Here is a 19302-nt window from a genome sequence, read left to right on the forward strand (position 1 = left end):
ATTTCCGAAACATATTGCAACCAATTGAAATCACTGGATTTTACCGAACGAAAGGGCCGAGCAGGCTTCCGGAGGCGCCGGATTTGCGCCGGTCATATCGATTTAATTGGCCAAAAGGAGCATCGGGACAAGGACTTGTCCCTTGAGGAAGCTACGGATGGCCGATCTGGAAGACCGGATCAGCTGGCTTCGCGGAAGGATTCGGCCGTTTCCAGATCGACGGAGACAAGCTGGGAGACGCCGCGCTCGGCCATGGTGACGCCGAACAGGCGGTTCATGCGCGCCATGGTGATGGGATTGTGGGTGATGACCACAAAGCGGGTCTCAGTGGTGCGCGACATTTCCTCAAGCAGGTCGCAATAGCGCTCGACATTGGCGTCGTCGAGCGGGGCGTCCACTTCGTCCAGCACGCAGATGGGCGCGGGATTGGTGAGGAAGACGGCGAAGATCAGCGCCATGGCCGTCAGCGCCTGCTCGCCACCGGAGAGCAGCGTCATGGTCTGCGGCTTCTTGCCGGGCGGACGGGCAAGGATTTCGAGACCGGCATCAAGCGGATCCTCGGCGTCGACCAACTGCAGCTCGGCGGTACCGCCACCGAAGAGGTGGACGAACAAGCGCTGGAAATGCGCGTTGACCACGTCAAAGGCGCGCAGCAGGCGCTCGCGTGCCTCGCGATTGAGGTTCTGGATGCCCTGGCGCAGGCGGCGGATGGCCTCGATGAGGTCTTCGCGCTCGTTGACCAGCGTGTCCATGCGGCCTTCCAGTTCGGCCGCCTCTTCCTCCGCCTGGAGGTTGACGCCGCCGAGTTTGTCGCGCTCCTGGCGCAGACGGTCGAGGCGGGCTTCGATGCCGGCAAGCTCGGGCAGCGGCGCGCCCTCCGGCAATTCCGCCAGCTTGCGCAGGGCGAAGACCGGCGCGTCGAAGCGATCTCGGATCTCCTCGGTCAGCTCGTCCAGGCGCTGGCGGGCGGCAGCAAGGCGTTCCTCGGCGCGGACCCGGCCCTCACGGATCGACGACAGGCGCGCCAGCGTTTCGGCGGCGCGGCGATCGGCTTCCATGGACTCCCGTTCGGCGGTCGACAGCCGATCGGCCGCAGCCTTGGAACTGGCTTCGGCGGCGGAAATCGCCTGCATCAGATCGCGGCGGGCGAAGATGATTTCGTCCGGACGGTCAAGCAACTCGGCCCGCTCTTCGGTGACCTGTTCGAGGCGCTCGTCCAACTCGTCGAGGTGAGAGGCGGCGCGCTTGACGCGGTCGGCCCAGCCTTCCTGTTCGCGGGCGATGGCCCCGAGGCGGCGGGCGCGCAACTCGCTGTCGCGCCGGATCATCTCGACCGCGGCGCGGGCTTCGCCGAAACGGGCACGAGCTTCGGCAACGGCAAGGCGAAGGGACTGAACCCGCTCGGCCAGTTCACTGGTGTCGGCCAGATCGGCGAGGCTTTCGGCCGCCGCTTCGGCGGCGAGGCGGCTGTCGTCGAGATCGGCGGCGAGGCGGACGCGCTGGCCTTCCAGCGCACCGCGACGGGCGACCGTATCGGCCATGGCGCGCTCGGCACGGGCCAGGCGATCGCGGGCCTCGCCCAGCAGACGATTGGAGGTCTTCACGGCCTCGCGGGCAGCGCGTTCGGCCGCTTCGCAGGATTTGACCGCGCCTTGAGCGCCGGTCAGCACCTGGCGCCGCTCAGACACGAGCTCGGCGGCTTCCTTGCGCTGGGCGTCGATCTCGGCGAGGCGATTGCGCGATTGCAGACGCTGCGCGGCGGGCGTCGGGGCGTTGGCACCGGCCACATAACCATCCCAGCGCCAGACGTCGCCTTCGAGCGACACCAGCATCTGACCGGGCTTGAGGAGAGGCAGCAGGGCGGCCGCCTTCTCGCGGGTGACGATGCCGATCTGGCGCAACCGGCGCAGGATCAGGTCGGGACCGGTCACATATTTGGAGAGAGCCGGCGCGCCGTCGGGCAAGGGAGCGTCCCCTGCCCCGTCACCCGGTTCGGACCAGTGGGCCGGCGCGCGGGCGTCGAGGGGCGCCTCGATGTCCTCGCCAAGCGCGGCGCCGAGCGCGGTTTCGAAACCCTTCTGCGGATTGAGGCGATCGACCAGCGGCGGGAACAGCTGCGGCTGTTCGAGATTGAGCACCTTGGCCAGCGTGCGCGCCTCGGTGTCGAGACGCTGTAACTCGCGCTCGGCCTCGGTGAGCGGACCGCGGGCCGCGCGCTCCTCGGCCTGGGCGTCCTGCAGGGCGGCTTCCGCGTTTTGGGCGGACTCTTCAGCCTCGAAGAGTACGCCGGTGGCGATCTCCACCTCGTCCTGGGCGCTGGCGATGGCGTCGTTGGCTTCGAGGCGGGCGGCGATGTCGGCCAGTTCGGCGTCGAGCGTGGCAAGGTCACGGGTGAGCCGGTCGGCACGGGCGAGCGCTTCGCGGCTTTCGCGCTCCAGCGACCCGCGGCGGGCAACGGCGGCGGCCTCTTCGGCCGTGGCGGCGTTGAGTTCGCCTTCGAGTTCGGCCACGGCCGCGGCGGCATCCGAGGCAAGATCCTCGGCGGCGGCGCGGCGCTCGTCCTCTTCGGCAGCCTCCGCGGCGAGACCTTCGGCCTCCTCGGCGAGGGCGGCGAGACGTTCGTCGTTTTCGGCGACCAGCTGAGCCTCACGGGCGCGGTCGCGGCTGATCTCCTCGGCGCGGCGCTGCAGTTCGGACAGGCGCTCGCGAACACGGCGCTCCTCGGCCTCGGATTCGGCGAGCGCGATGCGCAGGCGCTGCAGGATGGCCCCGGCTTCCACGGCAGCGTCGCGCAGGGCCGGCAGTTCATGAGCGCGGATCGCCTGGATGCGCGCGGCCTCGGCCTGTTCGGTCTGTGCCTCGGCGACGGCGCCAAGGCCTTCGTTCATCTGGCGATCGGCTTCGGCCAGCTGGTGCGTCACTTCGTCGAGACGCAGCAGGGCGACGATCGCCTCGGAACGGCGGATATCGGTGGAGATGTTGCGATAGCGGGCAGCCTGGCGCGCCTGCTTGCGCAGAACCTCAAGACGCGCCTCGATCTCGCGCAGCACGTCTTCCATGCGCGTGAGGTTGGTTTCGGCGCCCTTCAGCTTCAGTTCGGCATCATGCCGGCGCGAGTGCAGGCCGGAGATGCCAGCCGCCTCTTCCAGGATCATGCGCCGCTGGGTCGGCTTGGCGGCGATCAGCTCTCCGATCTGGCCCTGCTTGACCAGCGCCGGCGAGCGGGCGCCGGTTGACGCGTCGGCAAACAGCAGCTGGATGTCGCGGGCGCGGACGTCCTTGCCATTGATCTTGTAGGTGGAACCGGCCTGCCGTTCGATGCGGCGGGTGATTTCCAGAAGTTCGAGATCGTTGAAGGCGGGTGGCGCGGTGCGCAGGTCGTTGCGCATCACCAGCGTCACCTCGGCGGCATTGCGCGAGGGGCGCTTGCCGGAGCCCGAAAAGATCACGTCGTCCATGCCGGAGGCGCGCATGGCCTTGTAGGAGCTTTCGCCCATGACCCAGCGCAGGGCTTCCACGAGATTGGATTTGCCGCAGCCGTTCGGCCCCACGACCCCGGTGAGGCCGGGCTCGATCACGAATTCGGACAAGTCCACGAAGGACTTGAACCCGTGAATCTTGAGGCGTTCGAACTTCATCGGCGCAAACAGTCCCGCGGTCCTCACACCCTACCGATAGAGTATGAGACTTTGACGAACCACCATATCAAGGCGCAAGGACGGCCAGCGCAAGGGGTTTGCGAATCAGAGGTGTGGATAGAGCCGGTTGTCGACAGGTTTACGCAGTGTTAACGCCGCAGCCTTCACCCGATCGCTCATCCGGCAGGGGGCGGTCGATTGTGGTGGGCTCGTGGGCAGCTTGCGGACCGTGCGCCCGGCGGATCGCCGAGGGCGGGCGGCGGTAGACCTCCTGGAAGACTGCATTGAAGCGACGCAGGCTGTTGAAGCCCGATTTCAGCGCCACTTCGGTAATGGGCAGATCGGTCTCGGTCAGCAACCGCTTGGCGCGCTGGACGCGAGCGGTGCGGGCCACCGCTCCGGGACTGGCGCCGAGATGGCGGGCGAAGAGGCGTGTCAGCTGGCGCGCGCCAATGCCGACGCGGGCAGCCAGTGCCTCGACGGTGGCCGAGGGGCCATCGAGGGCGCCTTCGTCCTTGATCAGGCGGGCAGCGCGTTCGACGGTGGTGACGGTGCCTTTCCAGGCGGGACAGAAGGGCGCGGTCTCCGGACGGCAGCGCAGGCAAGGGCGGTAGCCGGCGAGTTCAGCGGCTGTGGCGCTCGGCAGGAACTCCACATTCTCGCGATGCGGCGGCCGCACCGGGCAGACGCAGCGGCAATAGATGCCCGTCGTCCGCACACAGACGAAGAAGTGTCCGTCATAGGCGGGATCGCGGCTGCGCCAGGCGCTTTCACAGAGTTCGAGGTCGAGCTTCATGGGGCCGGAGTTTACAGGAGCGGACGGGGTTCCAGAAGGATGGAGTCCGTTTCCGGCTAGCGCGGACGGCGGCGATGGGGTGAAATCGGGCTGGAAACGCGGGGCGGGATTGAAGATGCGGACCACGCTTTACACTTATCTGCAGAGCCCGATCGGGCCGTTGCTGCTCGCCGGCGAAGGCGAACGTCTGAGCCATGTGGGCTTTCCGCAAGGCAAAGGCCGGATCGCGCCGCGGGACGACTGGCAGCGCGACGACGGGGCTTTCAGCGAAGCGCGGGCGCAGCTCACGGACTATTTTGGCGGCAAGCGGCGGACCTTCGAGCTGGCGCTTCAGCCGTCGGGCACCGCGTTTCAGCTGGCGGTCTGGCAAGCCCTGAAGGACATCCCCTGGGGTACGACGATCAGCTACGGCGAGCTTGCCCGCAGGATCGGGCGACCGGATGCGAGCCGCGCCGTGGGCGCTGCCAATGGCGCCAACCCCATCCCGATCATCGTGCCCTGCCACCGGGTGATCGGTGCCAACGGCAGCCTGACCGGCTTCGGCGGCGGGATCGAGACCAAGAAGTTCCTGCTGGCGCTGGAAGGAGCTGCGGGCACACAGCCGGACCTGTTCTGAGCCACTGTACGATAGACGTGCGGCAGACGGTCAGCGGCCGATTGCCTTCAACGCGCGGCGCCACACTCACCAGCCCTTCCCATGACATGACAAACGGCGCCGGACTCTCGCCCGGCGCCGTTTGTGTGTTTGCCTCAAGAACTGATCGGATCAGAACCGCTTGGTCAGGCGGACGTTGACCTGCTGATCGCGCACGCCGTCCTTGTCGACGCCGATACCATAGGCCAGGCCGATGCTGAGGTCCTCGCCTACCGAGATGTCGGCGCCCAGCCCCACCGTGCCGAAGTCGGAGGCGCGGTCGGCGCTCGACAGGGCAAAGGTTGCCGATGAACCGACGTAAGACAGGTCGAGCGTCGAAGAGCCTGCGAAGTCATGACCGTATTCGAGGCTCAGATAGGGATCCACGCGTCCCCAGTCCGCGGCCACAGACCAGGCCAGCTTGACGCCGACATAGCCCGTCAGCGTGTCCACGGTCTGGCTGCCATAGGTCAACTCTTCGCCGCTGGAGCCGGTCTCGGACGCGCTGCCCAGCCAGGCCCGCGACGCCGACAGGCGACCATAGGGCGTGATCTTCAGCACGTCGGAGGCCTGCCAGTCGTAGCCGGCGGTCAAGGACCCGAACAGCAGGTCGCCGTCGCGGCTCGCCGAGACGATGTCGCCCGTCGACGTCACGAAACGATCGCTGTCGAGGGTCAGGCGGCTATAGCCGAACAGTCCATCGACGAACAGCTTGGGGACCGGCTGCCAGCTGCCGTAGGCGAAGGCTGACAGGCCCTTGGTGTCCACATCCGATCCGTTGTTGCTGACGTCGGTATGGTCACGGTTGAAGCCAACGCCGGCACCGATGATCACCTCCGGCGAGACCCGCCAGTCGACACCCGCCGACAGAGCCACCGACACATAGTCGAGGGCATGGGCGTCGCTGGGAATCGGAGCCGAGCCGAAGTCGACCGAACCTCCGGTCCACACGGCAGCCCGACCGTCAGCGATGGTCGAACAGCCTTCCGTGGTCTGCGTCGCCGCATCCGCCTTGTTCGACGTGGCCCGGTCGAGGCTCGCCCCGGCGGCCGTTTCTGTCTTGTCGGCCTTGGGTTCAGTGGTCTCGCCGCCGCTCACACCAGCACCGAAGCTGTTGGTCAGGCAGTTGGACCCATGAAGGCTCGACAGATGCTGGTTGACGTTGCTGGTCTGCGTGGACGCAACACGACGGGCCGCGTCGACTTCAGCATTGACGATGCCGATCACCTCCGGATCCTTGGACGGATCCGGCTTGGCGCCGATCTTGAGGGAAATGGTCTTGGTGGCGCTGGCCGACAGGCTGTCTGTCACCTTCATCCTGAAGGAGTAGTTTCCAGCCGTCGTCGGCGTACCGGAGAGAAGCCCGGACCGCGACAGGCTCAGACCCGCCGGGAAGGAACTCCGCGCAACAAGGGTGAAGGCGTAAGGCGCCGTGCCGCCGGATGCCGTGAACTGCAGCGAGTAATGCGAGCCCACGTTGGCGTCCGGCACCGTACCTGTCGCCGTCGTCACGGCGATCGTCGCCATGACCCTGAGCGAGACCTTGGCCGATGCGCTGCGAGCCCCGGTAACGGTGTTGACGGCATGGTAGAGGAAGCTGTCCGCTCCGGAGTAGCCTGCATCCGGTACATAGGTTACCGAGCAATCGGCATTGACGGTCAGCGTACCGTGCGCAGGCTGGGTGTCGATGACGACGCAGACGTTCACACCGGTCACCAGCGCAATGCTTGCGCCGGAGCCGTCTGACGGATTGTCGACATCGACGGTTTCGGGCGGGGCCGTCGGTACGTCGGAAGCGATGGAAACCGTATAGGTCTTCGAACCAGTCGCGTCATCCGCATCGGTGGCCGTCACGGTGAAGGTGGAGTCCCCAGCCTCAGTCGGCGTGCCGGACAGCACGCCCGCCGGCGACAGGGTCAGCCCTGCCGGAAGGGAACCAGAAGTCTTGGCAAACGCGTAAGGCGAGGTGCCGCCGGATGCCGCCAGCGCTGCCGCATAGGCAGTGCCAACCGTTCCGTCGCTGAGGCTTGATGGCGACAGCGAGATCACGACGTGTTCGGCAGTCACCGTGACAGTGACCGTCGCCGTCGACGAGGTGCCATGGTTGTTGCCGGCGGTGTAGGTGAAGCTATCGGTTCCGGAGAAGCCCGGGTTCGGTGTGTAGGTGATTGCCCTGCCACCTGGGGTGCGGCGCTCCGACGTCACAGAATCGCCAACCACAGTTGCACTGCCGTGGCTGGGATCAGTGGCAACCCGAACCCAATAATAGGTGCCCGCTATGTCGAGGGGAACCGGATTGTCAACCGAGTTCTTGGCCACCGTAGCCGACACATTCGACACAACGGGGACATCGCCGCGAGTGACCGAGATGGTGTATTCCTGGCTTGCGGTAAACTCCTGAGCATCGGTGACTGTCACCGTGAAGGTGAAGTTACCCGTGGAAGACGGCACGCCCGCGATGCTTCCATCGGACCGCAGAATGAGGCCATCCGGCAGCGCCCCGCCGTCCGCGAGCGCAAACGAGTAGGGTGCCGTTCCACCGCCCGCGGTCAGCTGCGCAGAATAATAGTCGCCGACCATCCCGCCATCGAGCGAAGAGGGAGACAGTGTCAGCGTCGGCGCTGTCACAGTGACCGCCACCGTTGCGGTGGACGATGTGCCGTAGTCGTTGGTGGCCGTGTAGGTGAAGCTATCCGAACCGGCATAGCCGACCGTTGGCGTATAGGTGATCGTGGTGCCTGAAGCGGAGGCGGTACCATGGCTCGCAGCAGAGAACACATCGACCGATGTGTAAGTCCCGGAGATGTCGAGCGCGATTGTATTGCTTGTGGAGTTCGCGTCAACCACCGCATGAACAGCGGAAACACTGGGGGATCCGTCGGCGATGTTTACCGAATAGTTCTGCGTGCCCGTTGCGCCATAGCTATCCGTGGCTGCAACTGTGAAGCTGTAATCGCCCTCTGATGATGGCGTGCCCGACAGCCTGCCGCCTGAGGACAAGGACATTCCCGCAGGCAACGTGCCGACGCTCACTTCATACGTATACGGCGACGTGCCGCGGGAGGCCGAGATGTCCTGGGCATAGGCAACACCCTCGGTGCCGTCCAGCAATGTCGTCGGACTAAGTACCAGGGTTGGCGCCGAAACCGTGATGCTCACTGTGGCCGCTGCCGAGGAGCCGACGTCGTTTACCGCAGTATAGGTGAAACTGTCCGATCCCGAGTAACCGGCGGTCGGTGTGTAGGTAATTGCTGTGCCCGAAGCGACCGCCACCCCGTGAGATGGATCGCTTGCAACCGTCACCGACGTGGGCGAACCGGTCATGGAAAGTGTGATGTTGTTGTCGGTCGAATTCGCATCGACAGTCGCAGTCACCGACGACGCCGTCGGGGTAGCTGGACCAATGGTCAGCGTGAAATCTTGAGAACTCGTGGTGTGGTCCATCCTGTTGGTCCACGTTATGGTGAATGCATAGGTGCCATCAGTCGACGGAATCCCTTCAAGATCGGAAAACCAATAGTCAGAAAATAAAATTATCCCTGGGGGCAGTGATCCTGAGGTAACGCTGGATACGCAGTCGAAATAATGACCTGCACAGTAAGAGCCGATTGTAGCAACATAAAACTGCCCCACTGTACCGGCAGGGAGATCAACTGCTTCAGCATTGGCAGGCGATGCCATTACGGGCAAAATCAACGCCCATATTACGGCTGCGAGACGGACAAGCCGGCCGACCGAAGCCGCCATCAACCTGATCAGGGATACCGCCCCCCACAGGCACCGCACCACACTTCCAGAAGAATGCATCTGAGCCCCCACTCCGCGCCATCAAGCTGACAAGATTCTACAAGTACCCCGAGAATCACCCAGCAAGGCAGAAGTAGCAAAGATTTTGATATCCTCCTAGCCGAATTACCCCCCTACGCAACTCTTTAGATCTATGAAAATAGTTTGCGATGACACAAAATATGCTGTTTTCATATATGATACTCTACAGTAGTTCCATCAAAAAATTAAGATTTATTATTGTATGCAATGCATTTTTTAAGTATTTACTTAACTTTTCTCAATGTTTCTAAACATATACAGGGAACTACCCGCAACCCATCTCTGCACATCCGAATAAAATTCAACCCACCCACAACTTGCAATGGTCTATCAAAATATATTTTGACTACACGTCACGTCTTTTGGTGTCGGAAGACCAGTCCAAATGGCGCGATCAATGTCGACCCGAAGAGATCTCCAGCTTTGGAAAAACGTGGCTATCGACCCGTTCTTGCCAAGAACTGACGGCAGAAGCTCTGGAATCAAGTCATATTTACCAAGTTCGACCAAGCAATCGGGCATCACTTGCAATCAGGCAGGCTGCGCGCATAGCAACAACACAGCTTAAGCATTAAACATTGTGCATTATTTTCATCATCATATAATAAAAATCTCTGGGAAAGGCGAAATATTTCCCGCCCCTCCGGAGGGTATTTTCACCTATACTTCAGCGGTCTATAACTTTACCTAAGACTATATAACATGTAATTTTCCGCATATGTGATAACTCCAAACCCCACTGAACGCCCTCTCTTCATCCAGCTTTCTCGCGACTTCATGTTCTGTATTGACGTGATTTCCGACGATCCACGCAAATAATCTCTGCAAGGCGGAGGTCAGCCCGTCTCAGCGGTGTCGGTCTTTCCGAAACAACCAGGCAAAGGCGCGCATCCATGAAGGCCGCTAGATTTCTGTGAATTGTTGACTTGTCTCCGGGGTGATCGCAGATGGAACGGCAGCGCGCGCCGCAATCGGTACGACCGCCGGCTCGCTTGTCCGCAGCACACCGAGCCCGTCGCGTTTGCGATGTCGAGGACACGTTGGGTCGGTTCATCGAACCGTCAGGGCTGTGGCTAAAACCACATGGCGAAGCACAACAAGACAACGGCACTGAAGGGGCGAACGGGCGCCTTCAGTGCCGAGCAGGTTCTAACGCATTCGTGCTATATTGGAACAGGCCAACGATCGCAAAGCCTTACAGCAGCGGATCGATGATCTTGGCCAACTCGTCCGGCGTCAGCTCGCCCGAATGCTTGACGCCGTTGATGAAGAAGGTGGGGGTGGCGTCGACGCCGAAGACGTCAGCACCCTTCTGGCGGACGGCGTTGATGCCGTCGAGCAGCTTCTGGTCCGTGAGCGTGGCCTCGAAGGTGGCGGGCGAATAGCCGAATTGCTTGGAGATGTCGCGCAGGGCGGTAACGGGATCATTGACGAAGGCCCAGTCAGCCTGGGTCTTGAAGAGGTAGTCCACCACCTCGAAGAACTTGCCGCCGGGGGCGTTGCGCGCCAGCATGAAGCCGGCCGCGGCCAGCGGATCCAGCGGGAAATCGCGCATCACGTAGAAGACCTTGCCGGTGTCGACGTATTTTTCCTTGAACACCGGGAAGGTGGTGGCGGCGAAGCGGGCGCAGTGCGAGCAGGTCATCGACAGATATTCGACGACGGTGACCTTGGCCTGAGCGTTGCCAAGGGTCATTTCCGGCAGCGGACCCGGCTTCATGAGCTCGGCGACATCAACCGTCTTTTCCTGGGCCAACGCGGCGCTGCCGAATGTGGCAACAGCAGGTAGCGCGACGGCGGCGGTCTCAATGAAGCGGCGGCGGGTAAGCATCGGGCGTCCTTCTTCTGTCTCGGGTCTCATGGACTTGCGGGCGGCAGGTTATGGCAACTGCAAGCGATTGGCAAAGAGTATAAAACCATTGTGGCAAAGCTAGATGTACGGCGGCTGAATGCCACGGGGGCAAGGCTCGCGGCGGTCAGTTTTTTGTGATCGGCTTGCGCTTGCCGGCCACGGCGCGGCCGAGGCGCTCGACGGCGGCGCGCAACCCCTCGTCCTCGATACCGGCGGCAGCGGCGGAGATCCGCGCTTCGGCCTCACGGGTGACGGGGCCGAGGGTCGGCCGCGGGCGCCGATCGAGGCGGGTGGGCGGCACCTGCAGCAGCTTGATGCGACCGACGAGGCGATAGCCGAAGAAGGTGTTGATGCGCTCGATGATCTGCGGCGTCTCGTGGCTGAAGCGCAGGGCTGCAGCGCCCGAGCAGCGTACGGTGAGATCGGCCGGCTGATGTTCTTCCTCGGTGATGAGCCCCGCGGGCCGGCGCGGCCAGGACAGCTTGTCGGGCGCGGTGCTCTCGCCATAGGTGGGGCCAACGATATCGGGCCAGTGGGCGATCAGATCCAGCGTGGCAAAGCCGCGCCGGCGGCAGGCCGCACTGAGCGGGCCGGCGATGATATCGGCGAGAGGCCGCGGCCCCTTGAAGACAAATTGTGGTTTTCCCTGATCGGACATGCCTGCTACACAGCGCGAGACCCCGAGCCGCCGAGCGGCTCCTTGCTTTTTCGGATTATCTCACATGACGGCAGTGTCCGCCACCGTGCTGCTCGCCTGGTATGACCGCAATGCCCGCCGCCTGCCCTGGCGCGTGCCGCCCGAGGACAGGGCGCTGGGCGTGCTTGCCGATCCCTATCGGGTGTGGCTGTCAGAGGTGATGCTGCAGCAGACTACCGTTGCGGCGGTGAAATCCTATTTCTCGACCTTCGTTCAGCGCTGGCCGACGGTGGGCGATCTTGCCGCTGCCGACCGGGATGCGGTGATGGCCGCCTGGGCGGGGCTTGGCTATTACTCGCGCGCCCGCAATCTGAAGGCCTGTGCCGAAGTGGTGGCGGGCGAGCATGGCGGGCAGTTTCCGAGCACGGCGGAGGGGCTGACCAAGCTGCCGGGCATCGGACCCTATACGGCGGCGGCGATCGCGGCCATCGCCTTCGACGAGCCGGCGACCGTGGTGGACGGCAATGTGGAGCGGGTGATCAGCCGGCTCTACCGGATCGAAACGCCCCTGCCCGCCGGCAAGACGGATATCAGGGCTCGGGCGGCTGAGCTCACGCCCCCCTTGCGACCGGGCGATTACGCGCAGGCGGTGATGGATCTCGGCGCGACCATCTGCACACCGCGCAAGCCGGCCTGCTCGCTCTGCCCGTGGACGGATGGCTGTGCGGCGCGCAAGAGCGGCACGCAGGAGGACTATCCGCGCAAAGCGGCCAAGGCCGAGCGTCCGACGCGACGGGGCTTTGCCTATGTGGTGCGACGGCCGGATGGGGCGCTACTGGCGCGGCGGCGGCCGGACAAGGGATTGCTCGGCGGCATGCTGGAGGTACCGGGGACGACATGGGGGGAAGAGATGCCGGCGGCCAGCCCTCCCCTGCCCGGCGCCTGGCGTCCATGCGGGACCGTGGAACACACCTTCACGCATTTTCACCTGGAACTCAGCGTGATGGCGCTGAAGCTGGACCACCTCGCGGAGGCGCCGGAGGGTTGCTTCTGGATCGCCGCGAAGGAGGTTGCAGACGAGGCCTTCCCATCGGTGATGCGCAAGGTGCTGAAGCTGGCTTGAAGGGTGGGCATGGCGTAAGCGCCATGTGCAAAGACGCCGGGATCAGAGGTAGTATATCTCCCGGATAGTAGAATTTACCAATTTTAAAGGATTCGGCCTGCGGGGCGGCTTATTGCTTGCAGTTCGTCAACATTGTGCGAAAATATGCGGGTTCTGGCGAGACGCTGAAACTGATTGTCGCTGCAAAAACAGTTTCCGTTTTCAAACATAAACCCTCCGTCACCGGAGGGTTTTCTTTTTGTCGAAACGCACCAGCAAGGCGATCAGGTGCCAGCGCCAAACTCGGCGCGTATGCGGGCACGCAGGTCATCGATCGAAACGAGACCGCGTCCGGTGTCCACGTGCCAGTAGGTCCAGCCGTTGCAGGCTTCGAGCCCCTGGACATGCGCTCCCATGCGATGGATGGAGCCGGAGGCGGAGCCTACGGCGACCGAGCCATCGGCCCGCACGGTGGCCACGTGACGGCGCTTGGCGTCACAGAGCCGCGCGCCCGGCGCGATCAATCCGGCTTCGAGGAGCGAACCGAAGGGAATTCGCGGTTCAGCCCGCTTGGGCGTGACGATCGATAGACCGTCGTCCGGGGCTCGTTCGACGGCGTCGATGCGCGCGCGGGCGTGATCGGCATAGGTTCTCTCTCTCTCGATGCCAACGTAGTGGCGACCAAGGCGCTTGGCGACGGCGGCCGAGGTGCCCGTTCCCAGGAAGGGATCGAGCATGACGTCGCCGGGCTTGCTCGACGACATCAGCACGCGCCAGAGCAGCGCTTCGGGCTTCTGCGTCGGATGCAGCTTGTCGCCGCCCTCGTCCTTCAGGCGTTCGCCGCCGGTGCAGATGGGCAGCAGCCAGTCCGAGCGCATCTGCAGGTCGTCATTGAAGGCCTTCATGGCCTCGTAATTGAAGGTGATGCCCTTGGCTTCCTTGTCGCGCGAGGCCCAGATCAGGGTCTCGTGTGCATTGGTGAAGCGCTTGCCCTTGAAGTTGGGCATGGGATTGGCCTTGCGCCAGATGATGTCATTCAGCACCCAGAAGCCCAGGTCCTGCATGATCGTCCCCACGCGGAAGATGTTGTGGTAGGACCCGATGACCCAGATGGTGCCAGTGGGCTTCAGCACGCGCCGGCAGGCGAGCAGCCAGGCGCGGGTGAAGGCATCATAGGCCTCAAAGCTCTCGAACTGGTCCCAATCGTCGTCGACCGCATCCACCCGCGACTGGTCGGGGCGCGTAAGGTCGCCCCCAAGCTGCAGGTTGTAGGGCGGATCGGCAAAGATGATATCGACCGAATGCTTCGGAAGCTTTTCGAGCTGGGAAACGCAGTCGCCGACGAAGACCTTGTCGATCCAGTCGGCGCCAGTGTCGGAGGATGATTGTCCGGCAGGGGTGTGGAGAGAAACCACGGACGACCCGAGCGCCGTCCGTCGACGCGAAACACTCATGGCAACTCCCACTCCGACGCAAAACTCAACAGGTGGGGTCTCAACGCCCCTGCCATGAGCGCAGTATGGGAGTGGTCGGTAAATTCGCAGTTAAGGCTAACGACGCTAATTTTCCATTGAAATTCAATTCTTTATTAACCATAAACCGGGGGAGACAATTGCGCCCGTCGGGCAAGAGCCGAGGGCAACAGGCTTGCTTACAAGGCCCGATCAAAACATTGCAGATTCTGCAGGAAAGCTCGATATTCTCTGCCGCCAGAGCCTGCTGTCCCAGAGGACGGACCCGGCTTGTCGCCGCCCTTCGTGCTGTCGTCGAAACAGAACCTGTCCGTCCGCGGCGCAGTGATTAACGGGATAGCGACTAAGCCGGCGTCCTGCCAAGGCAACAACCATTGCTCGCAACGCGCTTGTTGGAGACTTCTGGAAACATGCATATCGCCCCGCTTCTCAATGCGCCACTCCAGATCGAGTGGCACGCAATCGCCGCCCTCGTTGCCTTGGGGCTTGGAATCTTCCAGTTGGCCGGACCAAAGGGCCGGACGGCGCATCGGGTGGTCGGCTGGTTGTGGGTGCTGCTGATGCTGTCGGTGGCGATATCCTCGCTGTTCATTCATGAGATCAGGTTGATCGGCCCGTTCAGCCCGATCCACCTGCTGTCCATCCTGACGATTGTGTCGGTGCCGCTGGCGGTCCTGCATGCCCGGCGCCATGACATCAGCCGCCACCGCCGACAAATGCAGATCCTGTTCTACATCGCCCTGATCGGAGCGGGGCTGTTCACGCTGCTACCGGGCCGCCTGATGGGAGAGGTGGTGTTCGGCTTTCCAAGCTCGCTGTCACAGGCGGCCGGGTCGGCGACCATCGCCGCAGATGCGCCAGACTGCTGCAAGACGACAGCGCCTCAGCCTTAGGAGCTTCAGAACAGACTGAGCTGGACGCCACCGTTGCCGGGCTTCAGGAACAGTTCCGTGGTCAACTTGGCGCGCGCCTTGTTCATGCCGAGCCGCTTGGCGGCCAGCTCGAAGCGGCGACCGATCTGCCAGGCATAGGGGCCGGTGCCACGCATGCGCTTGCCCCACTCGGCATCGTAATCCTTGCCGCCACGCATGGAGCGCAACACGTTCATGACGTGGCGATAGCGGTCCGGCAGCTCGCGCAGCAGGAAGTCGCGAAAGATCTCCGACACTTCGAGCGGCAGGCGGAGGAGGATATAGCCTGCCTCGCGCGCACCGAAGGTATGGGCCGCTTCCAGGATGCGCTCGATCTCGCTATCGGTGACCGCAGGCACCACGGGCGCCACCATCACACCGACGGGTATGCCGGCCTCCGTCAATTGCTGGATGGCAGCCAGCCGCCGCGTCGGCGTCGACGCGCGCGGTTCCATGGCGCGCGCAATGCGTCGATCCAGCGTGGTCACGGAGATGGCGACCTTGGCCAGGCCCTTGGCGGCCATGGGCGCGAGAATGTCGATGTCACGGGTGATGAGCGCGGATTTGGTGACGATGGCCACCGGATGATTGGTGCGCGCCAGCACTTCCAATATGGAACGGGTGATGCGCTGCTCGCGCTCGATGGGCTGATAGGGATCGGTGTTGGTGCCGATGGCAATGGTCTTCGGCTGATAGGAAGGCGCGCCCAACTCTCGCTCGAGCAGCTCCGCCGCATTGGGCTTGACGAACAGACGCGCCTCGAAATCGAGGCCCGGCGACAGGCCCATGTAGGCGTGGGTCGGCCTTGCAAAGCAATAGACGCAACCATGCTCGCACCCGCGATAGGGGTTGATCGACCGGTCAAAGGACAGGTCCGGGCTGTCGTTGCGGGTGATGATGGTGCGCGCCTTCTCGACCTGGATCGTGGTCTTGAAGGGCGGAAGTTCGTCGGCACTGTCCCAGCCATCGTCGAACACCGACCGCGACAGCGGCTCGAAGCGACCCGACGGATTGATGCCGGCGCCGCGACCGCGCCGACGGTCTGCCGCAACAGCGTCTTCCGCCTTAAGCGGCAGGCAGGACGGCTCGGATGGGAGGGCGGAGTGCGCTTGCGTGTTCATGCTTTGATCTTAGCAAATCGAGAGAACAAGGCAAGAACATTCTCAAGTTCACGATGATCGAGGTTCCACCTCGGAGGTGCTTCCGGCAAATGGCGCGACCTTCTGCTGACCGCGCTCGGCAGCCATCAGCCGGCAGATGAGGAAATCCCTGCAGAAACCTGCACATAATCAAGGCGCGAGCCGGCCAAGAAACGTCTCGCGCTGGCGACAAAAAGCCGTTATGTCCCAATCATGCTTTCGGTTGTCATTCCCACTCTCAACAGCGAAGAAGCCCTGGCGCGGACGCTCTCGGTGCTGGTACCGGCGGCAGCCGACGGCATCGTGCGCGAAGTCGTCGTGGTGGATGGCGGATCGACCGATTCCACTGTGTTGGTGGCTGAGGGCACTGGCTGCCAGTTGGTGGCCTCGGCCGGTCCGGTCGGCGAGCGGATGCGCGCAGGGGCAGAGGTGGCCACGCGGGGCGACTGGTTGATGTTCCTGATGCCCGGCGTGTTGTTTGACGGCGACTGGTTTGCCGATTTTCGCACCCTGATGGAACGCATCGACCGTGCGGGCAAGGGACTGCATGCGGTCTGCTTTACCTATGATACCGATGACTTCGGTGCTGCAGCCAAACTGAGCGCATCCGTCGCGCGCTTCAAGCGGCGACTGACGGGCATCCCGCGCGCCGAACAAGGCCTGATCGTGCCGAGTGCGCTCTATCGGCAGGCGGGCGGCATCGGCAACGGACAGCCGGATCTTGCGTCCCTCTGCCGGCGGATCGGACGGCGGCGGATCGTTGACTTGCGCGTCACGGCCAGCCGCGTCATCCACGACGACCAATCACACTGAACCTCTGCGCGCCGATTTTCGGAGCCGCGCACACAAGATTTCCATCCGCTCAATCGTTTAGGCGGTGCCCGCCCCTCGTTCCTTTCCGGTCTGCCTGTGTTATGACGGCGGAAATCAAGGAAAACGAGGAAGCTAAATGTCCGAGGAAAAGCGACTGGCCGGCTCCGAGCTTGAGGAGGCCGCTCTCTTCTATCACCGTGAGCCTCGCCCCGGTAAACTTGAGATCCGCGCCACCAAGCTCCTTGGCAACCAGCGCGACCTGGCACTGGCCTATTCGCCCGGCGTCGCTGCGCCCTGCCTTGCCATCGCCGCCAATCCGGAAAAGGCGGCTGACTATACCGCGCGCCAGAATCTGGTGGCCGTGGTGTCCAACGGCACCGCCGTGCTCGGCCTCGGCAACATCGGGCCGCTGGCCTCGAAGCCGGTGATGGAGGGCAAGGCCGTCCTGTTCAAGAAGTTCGCCGGCATCGATGTGTTCGACATCGAGATCGACGCCACGACCGTCGAGCGGGTGGTCGACGTGGTGTCGGCGCTGGAGCCCACCTTCGGCGGCATCAATCTCGAGGACATCAAGGCACCGGAATGCTTCGAGGTGGAAGCGCAGCTGCGCGCCAAGATGAACATTCCGGTGTTCCATGACGACCAGCATGGCACGGCGATCATTGTCGCCGCGGCGGTGTCCAACGCCATGGAGCTGGCGGGCAAGCCGCTCGACAGCATCAAGGTGGTGGCGTCGGGCGCGGGCGCCGCGGCGCTTGCCTGCCTCAACTTGCTGGTTTCACTCGGCGTGCGTCGCGACAACATCACCGTCTGCGACATCGAAGGCGTGGTCTACAAGGGCCGTGAGGTTCTCATGGACCGCTGGAAGTCGGTCTATGCGCAGGACACCGATGCCCGCCATCTCGGCGAGGTGATCGAGGGGGCGGACGTGTTCCTCGGCCTGTCGGCCGCCGGCGTGCTGAAGCCGGAGATGGTGCAGCGCATGGGCTCGGCGCCCCTGATCCTGGCGCTGGCCAATCCCAATCCGGAGATCACGCCGGAAGAAGCTGCGGCGGCGCGGCCGGACGCGATCATCTGCACAGGACGGTCTGACTATCCCAACCAGGTCAACAACGTTCTCTGCTTCCCCTATATCTTCCGCGGCGCGCTGGATGTGGGCGCCACGACGATCAACGAAGAGATGAAGCTGGCGGCGGTGCGCGCCATCGCGCAGCTCGCCAAGGAAGAGCCGGCGGAGATCGCCGCCCGCGCCTATGGTGGATCGCATGTGACCTTCGGGCCGCGCTATCTCATCCCCTCTCCCTTCGACAACCGTCTGATCCTGCGCATCGCCCCGGCCGTGGCGCGAGCGGCGATGGAGACGGGCGTCGCCCGTCGTCCGATCGCCGACTTCGAGGCCTATCACGACACGCTGTCGCGCTTCGTGTTCCGTTCGGGCCTCGTAATGAAGCCGGTGATCGCCGCCGCCAAGGAAGCGCAACGGCGCATTGTTTATGCCGACGGCGAAGACGAGCGCGTGCTGCGGGCCGCGCAGGTGGTGCTGGAAGATGGGCTGGGGACGCCGATCCTGATCGGTCGCCCGCAGGTGATCGAGGCGCGCTGCCTTCGCTATGGCCTGAAGATCCTGCCGGGTAACGACTTCGACGTGATCAATCCCGACGATGATCCGCGCTACAAGGATTATGTGGAGCTGTACCTGGATCGCGCAGGCCGCAAGGGTGTGACGCCGGATGCCGCGCGCAACACCGTGCGCACCAATCCGACCGTCATCGCCGCGCTGGCGGTGCAGCGGGGCGATGCCGACGCCATGCTGGCCGGTCTTGAAGGCCGCTTCATTCGCCACGTGGAACATATCCGCGACATCATCGGCACGGCACCGGGCGTGAACAACCTCTTTGCCCTGTCGCTGTTGATCTCCAACCGCGGTCCGCTGTTCTTCACCGACACTTATGTGACGCCGGATCCGACGCCGGACGAGCTGGCGGCCATGACCATGCTGGCGGCGGAGGAGATCCGGCGCTTCGGCATCACGCCGCGTGCGGCACTGCTCTCGGCCTCGAACTTCGGGTCACGCGAGGGCGTCTCCGGGGCCAAGCTGCGGGCGGCGCTGGCCATCCTGCGCGAAAAGGCGCCGGAGCTGGAAGTGGACGGCGAAATGCATGGCGACGCCGCGCTGTCGCTGATGGATCGCGCCAAGGTGATGCCCAAGTCGACGCTGAAAAGCGAGGCCAACCTGCTGGTGTTCCCCAATCTTGACGCCGCCAACATCACGCTGTCGGTGCTGAAGATCGCAACGGACTCGCTGCATGTGGGCCCGATCCTGCTGGGTGGCGCCAAGTCGGCGCACGTGATTACGCCGTCTGTGACTTCACGCGGCATCGTCAACATGAGCGCCTTCTCTCTGGCTTCGAGCGTCTGACAGCACGAAGCACTCTGACGGCCTTGAGGCCAGCCAGGAATTTATAGTGTGTAGTCCGCCG

12 protein-coding genes are annotated in these 19302 nt (G+C 63.6%); 5 read left to right on the forward strand and 7 right to left on the reverse strand.

Annotated features, from left to right (window positions below; all coding sequences use genetic code 11):
• Positions 1-179: 179 nt before the first annotated feature.
• Positions 180-3638, reverse strand: a complete 3459-nt coding sequence (locus L2I41_RS18570; RefSeq protein WP_237155076.1) for a chromosome segregation SMC family protein — start codon at positions 3636-3638, stop codon at positions 180-182.
• Positions 3639-3777: 139 nt separating this feature from the next.
• Entirely contained in the window at positions 3778-4434 is a 657-nt protein-coding gene (locus L2I41_RS18575; protein WP_237155077.1) for a bifunctional transcriptional activator/DNA repair enzyme AdaA, read from the reverse strand.
• Between the two features lie 115 nt (positions 4435-4549).
• Here L2I41_RS18575 and L2I41_RS18580 point away from each other — a divergent pair, with 115 nt between their 5' ends.
• A complete protein-coding gene (locus L2I41_RS18580) occupies positions 4550-5050 on the forward strand; it encodes a methylated-DNA--[protein]-cysteine S-methyltransferase (RefSeq protein WP_237155078.1) in 501 nt (166 codons plus the stop codon).
• A 150-nt stretch (positions 5051-5200) separates the two neighbouring features.
• Here L2I41_RS18580 and L2I41_RS18585 read toward each other — a convergent pair whose 3' ends face one another.
• The 3 genes from L2I41_RS18585 to L2I41_RS18595 form a co-directional block, all read right to left on the reverse strand.
• Complete coding sequence (locus tag L2I41_RS18585) at positions 5201-8512, reverse strand: putative Ig domain-containing protein (protein WP_237155079.1); 3312 nt, start codon at positions 8510-8512, stop codon at positions 5201-5203.
• A gap of 1579 nt (positions 8513-10091) precedes the next feature.
• Complete coding sequence (locus L2I41_RS18590; RefSeq protein WP_237155080.1) at positions 10092-10727, reverse strand: DsbA family protein; 636 nt, start codon at positions 10725-10727, stop codon at positions 10092-10094.
• 145 nt (positions 10728-10872) lie between these two features.
• The gene (locus L2I41_RS18595; protein ID WP_237155081.1) at positions 10873-11406 is read right to left on the reverse strand and encodes a DUF721 domain-containing protein; all 534 of its coding nucleotides are present in this window, start codon (positions 11404-11406) and stop codon (positions 10873-10875) included.
• 64 nt (positions 11407-11470) lie between these two features.
• Here L2I41_RS18595 and mutY point away from each other — a divergent pair, with 64 nt between their 5' ends.
• A complete protein-coding gene (gene mutY / locus L2I41_RS18600; RefSeq protein ID WP_237155082.1) occupies positions 11471-12508 on the forward strand; it encodes an A/G-specific adenine glycosylase in 1038 nt (345 codons plus the stop codon).
• 263 nt (positions 12509-12771) lie between these two features.
• On the opposite strand, the gene L2I41_RS18605 is transcribed toward mutY, so the two are convergent.
• The gene (locus L2I41_RS18605; protein ID WP_237155083.1) at positions 12772-13941 is read right to left on the reverse strand and encodes a site-specific DNA-methyltransferase; all 1170 of its coding nucleotides are present in this window, start codon (positions 13939-13941) and stop codon (positions 12772-12774) included.
• Positions 13942-14369: 428 nt separating this feature from the next.
• On the opposite strand from L2I41_RS18605, the gene L2I41_RS18610 reads away from it, so the two are divergent.
• Positions 14370-14852, forward strand: coding sequence for a DUF2306 domain-containing protein (locus tag L2I41_RS18610; protein ID WP_313791150.1), 483 nt, complete (start codon positions 14370-14372; stop codon positions 14850-14852).
• Between the two features lie 5 nt (positions 14853-14857).
• Here L2I41_RS18610 and L2I41_RS18615 read toward each other — a convergent pair whose 3' ends face one another.
• On the reverse strand, positions 14858-15991 hold the full coding sequence (locus tag L2I41_RS18615; protein WP_237155084.1) for a PA0069 family radical SAM protein: 1134 nt from the start codon (positions 15989-15991) through the stop codon (positions 14858-14860).
• A 231-nt stretch (positions 15992-16222) separates the two neighbouring features.
• On the opposite strand from L2I41_RS18615, the gene L2I41_RS18620 reads away from it, so the two are divergent.
• Positions 16223-16822, forward strand: coding sequence for a glycosyltransferase (locus tag L2I41_RS18620; protein WP_237155085.1), 600 nt, complete (start codon positions 16223-16225; stop codon positions 16820-16822).
• Between the two features lie 136 nt (positions 16823-16958).
• On the forward strand, positions 16959-19241 hold the full coding sequence (locus tag L2I41_RS18625; protein WP_237155086.1) for an NADP-dependent malic enzyme: 2283 nt from the start codon (positions 16959-16961) through the stop codon (positions 19239-19241).
• Positions 19242-19302 lie beyond the last annotated feature (61 nt).

It is taken from the genome of Oryzibacter oryziterrae, assembly GCF_021864535.1.
Taxonomy (GTDB): Bacteria; Pseudomonadota; Alphaproteobacteria; order Rhizobiales; family Pleomorphomonadaceae; genus Pleomorphomonas; species Pleomorphomonas oryziterrae.